Raw genomic sequence first — 13798 nt, forward strand, 5'->3', positions numbered from 1 at the left:
CCCTGGCCGCCCGCGCCACTCGCGGCGGCACCCGCCGCGGCGGCGCCGGCCGTCTTCTGGCGGCCCGTGACCGGCTCGACGGCCGCGTTCGGGGCCGGCTGGCCGGTCAGGTGCACGATCAGCTCGTCGGCGCTGGGCCGCTGGGACGGGTCCTTCGACAGGCAGGCGGCCACCAGGTCTCCGAGGACCCCGCCCTCCATCTGCTCGAGCTCCGGCTCCTCGTTGAGGATCCGGTTCATCACGACGGGGATGGAGTCGGCGCCGAACGCGGGCTTGCCCGTCGCGGCGAACACCATCGTGACGCCCCACGCGAACACGTCGGCCGCCTCGGACACCGCCGCCCCGCTGAGCTGCTCGGGCGCCAGGTACGAGGGCGTCCCCATGGCCATGCCGGTGGCGGTCGCGCCGGGGGAGTCGAGGGCGCGGGCGATGCCGAAGTCGATCACGACGGGACCCTCGGGCCCCATGAGGACGTTGGCGGGCTTGAAGTCGCGGTGCAGGATCCCGGCACGGTGGATGGCCGCGAGCGCGGTGGCCGTACTGATCGCCAGGCGTTCGAGCGCCGCGCCCCGCCGCGGCCCCTCGTTGATCACGAGCTCCCGGAGCGACGGCCCCGGGACGAACTCGCTCACGATGTACGGCCGGCTCCCGTCGAGGTCGGCGTGCAGCACTGGAGCGGTGCAGAACCTGGCCACCCGCTGGGCCACCGCGACCTCGCGCAGGAACCGCGTCCTGGCGTCGGTGTCGGCCACCAGAGCGTGGTGCAGCAGCTTGACCGCGACCTGCTCACCGGAGTCGCTCTTGCCGAGATAGACAACGCCCTGGCCGCCCTCGCCGAGCCGGGCGACGATGTCGAACGCCCCCAGCCGCCGCGGGTCGTCCGCCGCCAACGGCTGGAACTGATTCACGTCGGACCCCCATTACCACCCAATAGATGAGGCAAAACGCTACCAGCGCGACAGACGGGGCGTCTGCCGGACCTGTCAGAAGATTCATGTTTTGACGGGCAAAGTCAGCGTTTCGTCGCAGGTCGAGTGCGCATCAGTGACCGAAGTCACGGCTTGGTCAAGGCAAGATCGATTTGCGTCGGACGTCAGATCGCCTCACCGTGGCCGCGATCAACGAGCGCTCGAACGCGCCGGGGGCGGCGAACGCCGATCGGGCCGGCGTACGTCAGATCGCCTTGCCCGGGTTGAGGATGCCGAGCGGGTCGAAGACGGCCTTGATGCCCCGCTGCACCTCCTCCGCCACCGGCCCGGCCTCCAGCCCCAGCCAGCGCCGCTTCAGCAGCCCCACCCCGTGCTCCCCGGTGAGCGTGCCGCCGAACTCCAGCGCCCGCTTGAACACCTCGTCCGCCGCCGCCCACACCTCGGGCGGCGGCTCCACGGACCCGTGCTCGAAGATGAAGACCGGGTGCACGTTGCCGTCGCCCGCGTGCGCCACCGTGGCGATCCGCACCCCGTGCCTGACCGCCGCCGCCTCGATCGCGGTGATCATGTCGGGCAGCGCCGACCGGGGCACGCACACGTCCTCGACCAGGCACGCGCCCTGCCGCTCCTTGGCCCCGTACGCCAGCCGGCGCAGCCCGATCAGCTCGTCGGCCTCCTCCGGGCTGGAGGACACGGCCACGAACGAGGCCCCGTTCGCGGTGCAGATCGCCTCCATGCGCGCTGCCATGGCCTGGCTGTCGGCGGCGTCGGACTGGCCGATCAGCATGGCCTGCGTGCCGGGTTCGAGGCCGATGTTGCGCCACTCGTCGATGGCCTCCAGGGTGGCCCGGTCGAGCAGCTCCATGAGCGACGGCTGGCAGCCGGCCGCCATGATCGCCGAGACGGCCGCGCCCGCGTCGCGCAGCGACCCGAACTCGGCGGCGAACGTCGCGGGCGGCGCGGCCGGCGCGCGGCGCAGCCGCACCGTGGCGGCGGTGATCACGCCGAGCGTGCCTTCCGAGCCGACGAACAGGCCGGTCAGGTCGTAGCCGGTGACGCCCTTCATCGTGCGCCGGCCGGTGTTCATGACCCGGCCGTCGGCCAGCACGACCTCAAGGCCGAGCGCCGAGTCCCTGGTCACGCCGTACTTCACGCAGCGCAGCCCGCCCGCGTTGGTGGCCAGGTTGCCGCCGATGGTGGAGATCTCGTACGAGGACGGGTCGGGCGCGTACATGAGCCCGTGTTCCCTGGCGGCCCGGTCGAGGTCGGCGGTGATGACGCCGGGCTCGACGACGGCGATCTCGTCGGCCGGAGACAGCTCCCTGATCGCCGTCATCCTGGCCAGCGACAGCACGATCGAGCCGTCACCGGCGACCGAGGCGCCGGCCAGTCCGGTGCCCCCGCCCCTGGGCACCACCGGCACCCGGTGCTCGGTGGCCCAGCGCAGGGTGGTCACCACGTCGTCGCGCGAGGCGGCGAGCACCACGCCGAGCGGCTTGCCCGGCTCCAGGAACGTGCGGTCACGGGCGTAGGAGTCGATCACGTCGGGGTCGGTGATGACGCGGGCTTCGGGCAGGGAGTTCACCAGGGCATCGATCGGTCTCACACTATGCACCCTAGGCGCACTCCCGGCGCGGGAAAGCGCCGGGCGGCGCCGCCCGCCCGCGCGGTGTGACGGACGGTTTGCGCAGTGCGTTCCTTAAGGCCAGACTGCCCGGGTGGAAGTCAGGTGCCCGGTGTGCTCGGAGACCGGCCAGGTCGTTGCGGTTCCCGGGGCGGTCGCCGCCGGTACCACGTACAGGATCGGGCGGGTCAGGTTACCGGGGACGCGTGAGATCGCCGATCTGCCGACGGCGGCCTCGCTCGGCGCGTCGAAACACGTCATGAGCCGGACGCAGCTCGCGGTCTGGCTGTCGTTCCCCGCCCGCCACTACACGCCGTGGGCCAGGAACCAGGGCTACGTGCTGCTGCTGGTGGCGGCCCTGGTGCATCTGGTCGTGTCGCTGGTGATCGCGATGGGTCAGGACCCGCGCTGGGGCGAGGTGCTGCTGGCGCCGTTCTGCCTGACGGGCCTGTTCTGGGGGCTCGGGCTGCTGAACGTGCTCGGCTCGTACGGCGCCCGCAAGCGCGACACGCAGGAGGCGCCGGCCAGGGAGAAAGCCCTGGCCGTCTGGGAACGCCTCCATTACTGCCCCCGCGACAACGTCGCCTTCGAGCCGGGTGTCGGCGTCCCGTTCCATCCGAGCGAGACGCGCGAGTACATCTTCGGCTTCAGGAACGGCGGCGCCCCCAGATGACGGCGGGCGGGCTCAGCCCCGCTCGTCGGCGACCAGTCGCACGCAGGTCGCCAGCCCGTCGATGGCCTGCTCCAGCTCGTCCAGTTCGGGGAAGGTCGGCGCGATCCTGATCGTGCGGTCGTCAGGGTCCTTCCCGTACGGGTGCGTGGCGCCCGCGGGCGTCAGCGCGATCCCGGCCGCCTTGGCCCTGGCCACCACCTCGGCGGCGTGCGGCACCTCCAGGCTGACGAAGTAGCCGCCCTTGGGGCTGGTCCAGGTGGCCAGGCCGCCGAGCCGCTCGCTCAGCACCTTGTCCACCAGCTCGAACTTCGGCCCGACCAGCTCGGCGTGCCGCCGCATGTGCCCGGCCACGCCGGCGCCGTCGCGCAGGAACTCCACGTGGCGAAGCTGGTTGATCTTGTCGGGCCCGATGGACTGCTTCGAGGTGTTGTGCAGGAACCACTTCACGTTCTCCGGCGAGGAGCCGAAGAACGACACGCCCGCGCCGGCCAGCGTCACCTTCGAGGTCGAGGCGTAGACGAACACGCGGTCGGGGTGGCCGTGCTCGGCGCTGAGGGCGAGCAGGTCGGCCAGCTCGTCGGGGGTGTCGGTGAGGTGATGGACGGCGTAGGCGTTGTCCCAGAAGACGCGGAAGTCGGGGGCGGCGGTGGTCATGGCGGCCAGCCGGCGCACGGTCTCGTCGCTGTAGGTGACGCCGGTGGGGTTGCTGTACTTCGGCACGCACCACATGCCCTTGACGCTCGCGTCGCTCGCGACCAGGCGCTCGACGACGTCCATGTCGGGGCCGTCGGCGGTCATCGGGACGCTGACCATCTTGATCCCGAGCCGCTCACAGATGGTGAAATGCCGGTCATAGCCAGGGACCGGGCACAGGAACGTGATCTCCGGCTCCTCGATCCACCGGCGCGCGGCCCCGGGCACCGGGCTCAGCAGCGCGTGCACGATCGTGTCATGCATGAGGGCCAGGCTGGCGTTGCCCCCGACGACGAGCTGACCGGCCGGAACCTGGATCAGCGGCGCGAACAGCTCGCGCAGCTCGGCCAGCCCCTGGAGGTTGCCGTAGTTGCGGCCGTCGCTGCCGTCTGCCGCCCGGTAGGACGCCGGCAGCGTGAGCATGGCGTTGGAGAGATCGAGCTGGCGCGGTGACGGCTTGCCCCGGGTCAGGTCGAGCGAGAGGCCCCGCTGGACGAGGTCGGCGTAGTCACGCTGAGCGGTCACGATCATCTCCTCGGTTCGGCTTCGGCTATCGAAGGATAGAAGACGCCGCCAGGTGGACCGCTCGATATCCGCCATCTGGACACCCCGGCGGCCCCCCCGCCGGGGGGCTCCGGGGGTGATCGCCAAAGCTTTCGGTGGCGAATGTCAAAGAACGCCTTCCCGAGCGGCGATCGTTGACGTGGAATGGGTAGATCGGGGCAGGCACAACTCCGCGTCGGAGGGAGCACCCGTGACGACTGTTCGCGAGACCTCGATCGAGCAGGTCAGGCGCCGCCGCACCGGGACCGTCATCGCCTCCTGGATGTCGACGACCGACCACAAGGTCATCGGCTACCTCTACCTGATCACCTCGTTCGGGTTCTTCCTCCTGGCGGGCGTCATGGCCATGGTCATCAGGGCCGAGCTGGCCGCGCCCGGCATGCAGCTCGTCAACCAGCAGCAGTACAACCAGCTGTTCACCATCCACGGCACGGTGATGCTGCTGCTGTTCGCCACGCCGCTGTTCGCCGGGTTCGCCAACGTGGTCATGCCGCTGCAGATCGGCGCGCCCGACGTGGCCTTCCCCCGGCTCAACGCGGTCGCCTACTGGCTGTTCCTGTTCGGCGGGCTCATGGTGGTGGCGGGGTTCCTCACGCCGGGCGGGGCGGCCGACTTCGGCTGGTTCGCGTACACGCCGCTGTCGGACGTCGTGTACTCGCCGCAGGTCGGCGCGGACCTGTGGATCATGGGCCTGGCCCTGTCGGGCCTCGGCACGATCCTCGGCGCGGTCAACTTCATCACCACGATCATCGGCATGCGCGCGCCCGGCATGACCATGTTCCGGATGCCGATCTTCACCTGGAACGTGCTGCTGACCAGCATGCTCGTGCTGATGGCCTTCCCCGTGCTGGCGGCGGCGCTGCTGGTGCTGGAGTCGGACCGCAAGCTCGGCACGCAGGTCTTCCTGGCCGAGAACGGCGGGCCGCTGCTCTGGCAGCACCTGTTCTGGTTCTTCGGCCACCCCGAGGTCTACATCATCGCGCTGCCCTTCTTCGGCATCGTCACCGAGGTCATCCCGGTCTTCAGCCGCAAGCCGATCTTCGGCTACATGAGCCTGATCGGCGCCACCATCGCCATCGCCGGGCTGTCGATGACCGTCTGGGCGCACCACATGTTCCCGACCGGGCAGGTGCTGCTGCCGTTCTTCTCGTTCATGACGTTCCTCATCGCGGTGCCGACGGGCGTGAAGTTCTTCAACTGGATCGGCACGATGTGGCGGGGCCATCTGAGCTTCGAGCCGCCCATGCTGTTCGCGGTGGGCTTCCTGGTGACGTTCCTGCTCGGCGGGCTGACCGGGGTCATCCTGGCCTCGCCGCCGCTGGACTTCCACATCACCGACAGCTATTTCGTCGTCGCCCACTTCCACTACGTGGTCTTCGGCACGGTGGTGTTCGCCATGTTCGCCGGGTTCTACTTCTGGTGGCCGAAGATGACCGGCCGGATGCTGGACGACCGGCTGGGCAAGGTGCACTTCTGGACGCTGTTCCTCGGCTTCCACACCACGTTCCTCATCCAGCACTGGCTCGGCCAGGCCGGGATGCCCAGGCGCTACGCCGACTACAGCCAGGCCGACGGCTTCACGGCGCTCAACCAGATCTCCTCGGTCGGCGCGTTCCTGCTGGGCGCCTCGACGCTGCCGTTCCTCTACAACGTCTGGAAGACCGCCAGGCACGCGCCCAAGGTCACGCTCGACGACCCGTGGGGCTACGGCGGGTCCCTGGAATGGGCCACGAGCTGCCCGCCGCCGCGCCACAACTTCACCAGCATGCCGAGCATCCGCTCCGAGCGGCCCGCGTTCGACCTGCACTACCCGCACGAGCCGGACGAGACCCCGGCAAGCGGCCAGGAGAGCACGGACGGCGCCCCTGAGCTGCTGCCGCGTCAGGACGAGCCCGGCTGACCCCCCATGTTTCGCCCATCTAAGGAGATCGGCGATGACCGGCACGAAGACTCCCTTCGACCCCGAGACGGCCCCCTGCGGGAAGAAGTCGGGCGGTGAACGTCTTCTCGACGACGACGGTTACGGCCTGGTCATCCGGGATCAGCTCTTCGACTGCGGCTGCCGCAGGATCCGCCACGAGTACCACGACGGCAGCATCCACCTGTCCGCCATCCGCCACGACGGCAAGCGGGTGAAGGACCCGATCCAACCGGACCACGGAGTGTGACCCCAATGATCGATGTGCTCATCGTCGGGGGAGGCGGAGCGGGGCTGCGGGCGGCGATCGCGGTCGCCGAGACCGATCCCTCGCTCAGGGTGGCGGTCGTGTCGAAGGTCTATCCGATGCGCAGCCACACCGTCTCCGCCGAGGGCGGCGCCGCCGCCGTGATCGGCGCCGGCGACACGCTCGACGAGCACTGCTACGACACGATCTCGGGCGGCGACTGGCTCTGCGACCAGGACGCGGTGGAGGCGTTCGTGTCGGAGGCGCCCAAGGAGCTGATCCAGCTGGAGCACTGGGGCTGCCCGTGGAGCCGGGAGAGCGACGGCCGGGTCGCGGTGCGCCCGTTCGGCGGGATGAAGAAGATGCGCACCTGGTACGCCGCCGACAAGACCGGCTTCCACCTCCTGCACACGCTCTTCCAAACCACCCTGAAATATCAGGACATCATCAGGTACGACGAGTGGTACGTCACCAAGCTCGTCGTCGACGACGGCCGGGTCCACGGCGTCGTGGCCGTCGAGATCAGGACCGGCCGCATCGAGACCATCCCCGCCAGAACCGTCGTGCTGGCCACCGGCGGCTGCGGCAGGATCTTCCCCTTCACCACCAACGCCGCCATCAAGACGGGCGACGGCATGGCCCTGGCCTACCGCGAGGGCGCGCCGCTGAAGGACATGGAGTTCGTCCAGTACCACCCCACCGGCCTGCCCTTCACCGGCATCCTCATCACCGAGGCGGCCAGGGCGGAGGGCGGCTGGCTGATCAACAAGGACGGCTACCGCTACCTCCAGGACTACGACCTCGGCAGTCCCACGCCCACGCCGAAGCTGCGCAGCATGGAGCTCGGGCCGCGCGACCGGCTGTCGCAGGCGTTCGTGCACGAGCAGGAGAAAGGCCGCACGGTGGACACCCCGTACGGGCCCGTCGTCTACCTCGACCTGCGCCACCTCGGTGAGTCGAAGATCGACACCAGGATCCCGTTCGTGCGCGAGCTGTGCCGCAGCTACCAGAACCTCGACCCGGCCACCGACCTCATCCCCGTGCGGCCCGTCGCGCACTACATGATGGGCGGCGTCCACACCGACATCGACGGCGCCACCCCGATCGCCGGCCTGTTCGCGGCCGGGGAGACGGCGTGCGTGAGCATCAACGGTGCCAACCGGCTCGGCTCCAACTCGCTGCCGGAGATCCTCGTCTTCGGCCGCAGGGCCGGGATCGCCGCCGCCGCGTTCGCCAGGTCGCACGCCGGCGCGGCGCAGGTGGCGGCCGTACGCGCCCAGGGGGAGGACGAGCGGCGGCGGTTGGAACGCGTGCGCGGGGGCAGCAGCCACGGTGAGCGGATCGCCGACCTGCGCGAGCGGATGCAGCACACGCTGGAGGGAGCCGCCGGCATCTACCGCGCGGGAGACGTGCTGGCCAAGGCCGCCGACACGCTCGCGGACCTGCGTGAGCGCGCCCAGGAGGCGCGCGTCGACGACACCAGCACCGCCTTCAACACCGAGCTGATCAGCCTTCAGGAGCTGCACGCCATGCTGGAGATCGCGCAGACCGTGGTGGCCTGCGCACTGAACAGGCAGGAGTCGCGCGGCGCGCACCAGCGCACCGACTTCACCGCCAGGGACGACGAGACGTACCTGGCCCATTCGCTCGTGCACCGCGCGCCCGACGGCGCACCGTCCGTCGGGCTGCTGCCCGTGACGATCACCCGCTGGCCTCCGGGAGAAAGGGTCTACGGCCGTGACTGACACCACCGAGGCGGTACGCCGGGCGGGCACGCGCACGATCCGCATGGAGGTCTCCCGTTACCGGCCGGGCGAGGACGCCGAGCCGGTGTTCCAGGACTACGAGGTGCCGCTCATGGCCGACTGGGCGGTGCTCGACGGGCTCAACTACATCAAGGACCGGCTCGACGGCAGCCTGTCCTACCGGTGGTCGTGCCGGATGGGCGTGTGCGGTTCGTGCGGCATGAACGTCAACGGCGAACCCCGGCTGACCTGCGGCACCTTCCTGACCGAGTACGGCGAGGGGCCGGTCAGGATCGAGCCGCTCAAGGGCTTCCCCGTGATCAGGGACCTGGTCGTGGACATCGACGACTTCCTGGCCAAGCTGTCGTCCGTGCGGCCCTGGCTGATCAGGGAGGGGGAGGAGCCGCCGCTGACGGCCGAGTACGCCCAGACGCCCGAGCAGCTGGAGGCGTACAAGCAGTACAGCATGTGCATCAACTGCCTGCTGTGTTACTCGGCCTGCCCCGTCTACGTGCTCGACCCCGACTTCCTCGGCCCGGCGGCCATGGCGCTCGCCCAGCGCTACAACCTGGACTCGCGGGACATGGGCGACCGGTTCGACGTGCTCAACCTGGAGGACTCGGTGTGGGGCTGCACGTTCGTCGGCGAGTGCACCAGCGTCTGCCCCAAGCACGTGGATCCGGCCGAGGCCATCCAGCGTTACAAGCTGACCGCGGCCCTGCGCTCGGTGCTGCCGTGGAGCCGGCGATGAAGAACGCCGTCACCCCCGGCGACTACCGGCCGCGGCGCGACGCCTTCTGGTTCGCCCGCAGCCGCGCCTACACCGTCTTCGTGCTGCGCGAGCTGACCAGCGTCTTCGTGGCCTGGGCGGTCGTCTTCCTGCTGCTGCTCGTGGACGCGGTGCTGGGCGGGAGCCTGGCGGAGTTCGCGGCGCTGGCCGCCCGTCCGTGGATGATCGCGATCAACGTGCTGGCGCTGGCCGCGACGTGCTTCCACGCGATCACGTTCCTCAACCTCGCGCCCAAGGCCACCGTGGTGCGGCTGGACGGCTACCGGCTGCCCGCGTGGCTGATCCAGGGCGGCAACCACTCGTTGTGGCTGGCGGTGTCGGCGATCATCGCGTTCTTCGTCCTGAGGGGGTTCCAGTGAGGCGCGAGAGGGGTCCGGTGGGGCGTGGAGGCGGCTCGGCGAGGCGCACGCCGGAGCCGTACCTGTGGCTGCTGTTCAGCGGCGGGGGAGTGGTGGCGGCGCTGCTGCTGCCCATGCTGGTGCTGCTGTTCGGGGTGCTCATGCCGCTCGGCGTCGTGGCCTGGCCCACGGCCGAGCACCTGCGGGCGCTGCTGGACGGCGTGCTGGTCCGGGTGGGGCTGGTGGTGGTCGTCGTGCTGTGTCTCTTCCACGCCGCGCACCGCATCCGGCACACCAGCGAGGAGCTCTTCGGCATCGCCAGGTTCGACCCGCTGATCGCGCTGCTCTGTTACGGCGGAGCCGTCGCGGGCGGGGTGGTCGCCGCTGCATTGATGGTGGAAATGTCGTAGTTTTATCACGTTTCAACAACGTACTTTACGACTCGTTGACGCACCCTCTAACGTCCGGCATTGCACACCCTATGGCCATGCGCCCGGCGATCCCGGGCAGAGAGGGTTCCTGGTGCCCAGCACAAAGCGCCTGTTAGCAACACTTCCCGCGGTGGCCCTGCTCGGCGCCGCGTTGTCCGTGCCCGCCGCGCAGGCGAGCTCCGTCGCGGTCTACGAGCCCACGGCCTCCGACTTCTACATCAATTACGCGCCTCCGCAGGTGGAGAAGGAAGTAAAGGACCCCGCGGTCGCCGACCAGCGGGCCCGTTCGCTCAGCCCGGCGCAGAAGTTCGACCGCAAGTTCAGCAGCGGAAACCCGGCGGCCGGCCGCATTCTCGCCGCCCGCGAGCGGCAGGCCGTCAAGTCCGGCCGCAACCCCGCTGAATGGATCTTCAAGAACTCCAAGCAGACCCGCACGGCCAAGCTCCTCACCGTGCTCGTCGAGTTCAACGACCAGGCCAACGACGACTTCTCCGGCTTCAACCGGCTGCGCACGGTCAACAGCGCGCCGAACGACTGCGCCGTCGAGCCGGCCGGCACGCTGCTCAACGGCCCGCTGCACAACAACATCCCCGACCCGGCGACGCTGCCGCAGAAGGACAACAACTCCTTCTGGGTCAAGGACTTCAGCACCGCGCACTTCAACAAGATGCTCTACACGGACAAGGGCATCACCGAGCGCGTGCGCCCGGACCTGAAGGACCCGCGCGACGGCAAGCGCGGCATCGACATCTCCGGCCAGACCATGAAGAAGATGTACGAGGAGATGTCGAAGGGGGCCTACTCCGTCACCGGCTCCGCGGTCGGCTGGATCAAGGTGCCCCACTCCGAGGCGTACTACGGCGCCGCGGCCTGCGGTGGCGCGCCGCAGGACATGTCCGGCCACCCGGACAACCCGCTCGGCGCCCAGCAGCTGCCGATCGACACGGTCGAGGCCCTGGCCGCCGCGCAGCCCGACTTCCCGTGGGCCGACTACGACGTCGAGGACATCTCCGACGCCGACGGCGACGGCAACTTCACCGAGCCCGACGGCGTCATCGACCACCTGGTGCTCGTGCACGCCGGCAAGGACAAGTCCTCCGACGGCGGCGCCCAGGGCACGTACGCGATCTGGGCGCACTCCAGCGCGGTCGCGGGCGGCTACAAGATCCCCGGCACCGACAAGAAGATCTCGAACTACATCGTGCAGCCCGAGGACTCCGGCGTCGGCGTCTTCGCCCACGAGTACGGCCACGACCTCGGCCTGCCCGACCTGTACGACACCTCGGGCGCGGCCAGCTCGGCCGTGGACTTCTGGGACCTCATGTCCAGCGGCTCCCACTCCGGCCCGATCTTCCAGTCGATGCCGACGCACATGGGCCTGTGGGACAAGTGGGTCCTCGGCTGGGCCAACCCGAAGACGTTCAACCCGGGTGACGCCGCCAAGCTCGTCACGGTCGGCCAGTCCTCGCGCACGCCCAAGCTCACCGAGGACGGCGTCCGGGTCAACCTGGCCTCCACGCCGCTGAAGATGATCGACGTGCACAGCGGCTCCAACGCCTGGTGGAGCGGCCTCGACCAGGACTGGGCGAACCTCACTCTGACCCGCGACGTGCCCGTCCCCGCCGGGACCGACGTGAAGTTCTGGATGTGGAACAACTACGTCATCGAGCAGGACTGGGACTTCGGCTTCGTCGAGGTCTCCACCGACGGCGGCGAGACGTGGACCCAGCAGAAGGTCTTCGACGAGGCCGGCAACGAGGTCAGCACGGCCGACGACTACCCGGACCCGAACAAGAACCTCAAGACGTTCGGCGACAAGAAGTACGGCCTCACCGGTGACAGCGGCGGCTGGCGGCACGACTACGTGAACCTCACGCCGTTCGCCGGGCAGAGCGTCAAGCTGCGGCTGACGTTCAACTCCGACGCCGCCTTCCAGGAGCGCGGCTGGCACGCCGACGACTTCGAGCTCACCAACGGCGGCACCTCCGTCTGGAGCGACGACGTCGAGAGCGACGCCGGCTGGAAGCCCGTCGGCGGCACGTTCACCAACACCAGCGGAGCCGGCTGGACCCGCAACAACGGCGAGCGCGAGATCTCCCGCTTCTACCTCGCCGAGTGGCGCAACTTCGACGGCTTCGACAAGGGCCTGCAGTACACCTACGACACCGACTACCTCCGCGAGGGGGCGTGGAAGGTGCAGAAGGTGAAGTACAACGCGCCCGGCCTGCTGGTGTGGTACCGCGACTCGACGTTCGTCAACAACAACGTCGGATCGACCGTCACGCAGTCGCCGAGCATCGGCCCCAAGGGCAGCCTGCTGGTCGTCGATTCCCACTACGAGCCGCTCCGCCGCACCGGCACAGCGGCCACGAAGGACCCGACGCTCAACAAGAACCTGCAAGGGCGCGTCCAGACCTCGAACGCCGCGTTCGGGTTCGGCAAGACGTACCCGTTCAAGGAGTGCCTGGAGGCGGCGGACGAGCCGTACAGCGCCTACTGCACGGACTTCCCCGCGCAGAAGGGCGTCTCCACCTTCACCGACGCCAAGACCTGGTACCCGGGCATCGAGCAGATCGGCACCGGCCTGTTCTACCGGGACGTCGACGCTTCGGTGGTCGTGCCCTCCAAGGGCGACCAGCGCTACTCCACCCGCGTGGTGCACCAGGACGGCACCCCCGCCACTGAGCTGTACGGCCAGGTGGCCGCAGGCTCGACGCTCGGCACCGGAAACCCCGGTGACGAGGGCAAGGCGCTGGGCGTGCAGTTCAAGCTGGTGAGCCCGCTGCCGGGCAACCTCGGCGCGATCGTCCACGTGGTCCCGCCGAAGAAGTGAATCAAGGGGCCGCCGGGCCCGCCCGGCGGCCCTAACATTGATGACCATGAGCGAATTGCGCACCAAAGACGAGCACACCCAGGCGATCCAGCGTGATCGCCGGGTGGCGGTGGTGGTGAACACTCGCTCGCGGCGCGGGCGCCGCCACTACTTCGAGGTGATCGAGCAGATCCACAACCTCGGGTTCGAGCCGCTGGCGGAGCTGTCGGTCTACAACCCCAAACGGCTGCGCGACCTGCTCGACACCGCCCTCGCCACCGACCCCGACCTGCTCATCGTCGGCGGCGGCGACGGCACCCTGTCCTCCGCCGTACGCCACGTCGCCCACCGCGACGTCGCGCTCGGCGTGCTGCCGCTCGGCACCACCAACAACTTCGCCCGCAGCCTCGGCCTGCCGCTCGACCTGGCCGGCGCGATCAAGGTGTTCGCCGAGGGCAAGGTGGCCGACATCGACCTCGGCATGGCCGACGACCGGCCGTTCGCCAACCTGGCCAGCTTCGGCGTCTCCGTCGAGGTGGCGGGCAAGGTCAAGCCGTGGCTCAAGCGCATCGTGGGCCGCCCCGCCTACCCGCTCACGGCGCTGACGATCCTGCCCGGCCACACGCCGTTCCGCGCCTACATCACGGTCGAGGGCGAGCGCCACGAGTTGCTCACCCACCAGCTCAACATCGCCAACGGCCGCTTCCACGGCGGCTGGCAGGTGGCCAGGGACATCAGCATCGACAACGGCATGCTGGTCGCCTACCAGCTGGGCTCGGGCAAGAAGCTGCGCCTGCTCGGCGAGACCCTGATCAGGGCGACCACCGGCCGCTGGCGCAGCCTCGCGGGCGGGCCGTTCGTGACGGGGCGGGAGATGCTCCTGGAGACCGACCCGCCGATGGCCGCCGACGTGGACGGCGAGGTGCGGCTGCGCACCCCGATCCGGCTCCGCGTGGTGCCGAACGGGGTCCGCGTCATGGTCCCCGCCGACTTCGACGACCGCTGATCGCCTGAAGGCCGGCCTCAGGCGATCG

General features: G+C 69.6%; 12 protein-coding genes. 9 read left to right on the forward strand and 3 right to left on the reverse strand.

The genetic code is table 11. The annotated features are described in order from the left end of the window. Positions 1 to 908, reverse strand: a 908-nt coding sequence (locus ABFX54_RS38140) for a serine/threonine-protein kinase (protein WP_346111641.1), incomplete at its 3' end; no start/stop codon positions are given. 265 nt (positions 909 to 1173) lie between these two features. Next, positions 1174 to 2535, reverse strand: coding sequence for an FAD-binding oxidoreductase (locus ABFX54_RS38145; RefSeq protein WP_346111642.1), 1362 nt, complete (start codon positions 2533 to 2535; stop codon positions 1174 to 1176). A gap of 112 nt (positions 2536 to 2647) precedes the next feature. Here ABFX54_RS38145 and ABFX54_RS38150 point away from each other — a divergent pair, with 112 nt between their 5' ends. Continuing rightward, complete coding sequence (locus tag ABFX54_RS38150) at positions 2648 to 3226, forward strand: hypothetical protein (RefSeq protein WP_346111643.1); 579 nt, start codon at positions 2648 to 2650, stop codon at positions 3224 to 3226. 12 nt (positions 3227 to 3238) lie between these two features. On the opposite strand, the gene ABFX54_RS38155 is transcribed toward ABFX54_RS38150, so the two are convergent. Further along, positions 3239 to 4519, reverse strand: a complete 1281-nt coding sequence (locus ABFX54_RS38155) for an aspartate aminotransferase type Ic (RefSeq protein WP_346111645.1) — start codon at positions 4517 to 4519, stop codon at positions 3239 to 3241. A gap of 226 nt (positions 4520 to 4745) precedes the next feature. Between ABFX54_RS38155 and ctaD the strand changes: the two genes are divergently transcribed. The 8 genes from ctaD (at position 4746) to ABFX54_RS38195 (ending at position 13770) form a co-directional block, all read left to right on the forward strand. Then, positions 4746 to 6383 (forward strand): aa3-type cytochrome oxidase subunit I, encoded by a 1638-nt coding sequence (ctaD, locus tag ABFX54_RS38160; RefSeq protein ID WP_346111688.1) that lies wholly within the window; start codon positions 4746 to 4748, stop codon positions 6381 to 6383. Between the two features lie 34 nt (positions 6384 to 6417). After that, positions 6418 to 6651, forward strand: a complete 234-nt coding sequence (locus ABFX54_RS38165; RefSeq protein ID WP_346111646.1) for a hypothetical protein — start codon at positions 6418 to 6420, stop codon at positions 6649 to 6651. Positions 6652 to 6656: 5 nt separating this feature from the next. After that, complete coding sequence (gene frdA, locus ABFX54_RS38170) at positions 6657 to 8393, forward strand: fumarate reductase (quinol) flavoprotein subunit (RefSeq protein ID WP_346111648.1); 1737 nt, start codon at positions 6657 to 6659, stop codon at positions 8391 to 8393. Beyond that, a complete protein-coding gene (sdhB, locus tag ABFX54_RS38175) occupies positions 8386 to 9144 on the forward strand; it encodes a succinate dehydrogenase iron-sulfur subunit (RefSeq protein WP_346111649.1) in 759 nt (252 codons plus the stop codon). Before frdA ends, sdhB begins: the two co-directional genes overlap by 8 nt. Next, on the forward strand, positions 9141 to 9542 hold the full coding sequence (locus ABFX54_RS38180) for a hypothetical protein (RefSeq protein ID WP_346111650.1): 402 nt from the start codon (positions 9141 to 9143) through the stop codon (positions 9540 to 9542). The genes sdhB and ABFX54_RS38180 overlap by 4 nt, the downstream gene beginning before the upstream one ends. 17 nt (positions 9543 to 9559) lie before the next feature. Further along, entirely contained in the window at positions 9560 to 9931 is a 372-nt protein-coding gene (gene frdD, locus ABFX54_RS38185; RefSeq protein ID WP_346111651.1) for a fumarate reductase subunit FrdD, read from the forward strand. Positions 9932 to 10043: 112 nt separating this feature from the next. Then, positions 10044 to 12785: an immune inhibitor A domain-containing protein gene (locus tag ABFX54_RS38190; RefSeq protein WP_346111652.1), complete on the forward strand. Its 2742-nt coding sequence runs from the start codon at positions 10044 to 10046 to the stop codon at positions 12783 to 12785. 46 nt (positions 12786 to 12831) lie between these two features. After that, positions 12832 to 13770 carry a diacylglycerol/lipid kinase family protein gene (locus tag ABFX54_RS38195; RefSeq protein WP_346111654.1) on the forward strand — a complete coding sequence of 313 codons (939 nt, stop codon included), beginning with the start codon at positions 12832 to 12834 and terminating at the stop codon, positions 13768 to 13770. The last annotated feature ends 28 nt before the right edge of the window (positions 13771 to 13798 follow it).

Source organism: Nonomuraea maheshkhaliensis (assembly GCF_039529435.1).
GTDB lineage: Bacteria > Actinomycetota > Actinomycetes > Streptosporangiales > Streptosporangiaceae > Nonomuraea > Nonomuraea maheshkhaliensis.

Coding starts and splice junctions, on each gene's coding strand:
- ABFX54_RS38155 (WP_346111645.1), bottom strand. CDS start 4,519: ATGGCGGATATCGAGCGGTCCACCTGGCGGCGTCTTCTATCCTTCGAT.
- ctaD (WP_346111688.1), top strand. CDS start 4,746: ATGTCGACGACCGACCACAAGGTCATCGGCTACCTCTACCTGATCACC.
- ABFX54_RS38165 (WP_346111646.1), top strand. CDS start 6,418: ATGACCGGCACGAAGACTCCCTTCGACCCCGAGACGGCCCCCTGCGGG.
- frdA (WP_346111648.1), top strand. CDS start 6,657: ATGATCGATGTGCTCATCGTCGGGGGAGGCGGAGCGGGGCTGCGGGCG.
- ABFX54_RS38180 (WP_346111650.1), top strand. CDS start 9,141: ATGAAGAACGCCGTCACCCCCGGCGACTACCGGCCGCGGCGCGACGCC.
- ABFX54_RS38195 (WP_346111654.1), top strand. CDS start 12,832: ATGAGCGAATTGCGCACCAAAGACGAGCACACCCAGGCGATCCAGCGT.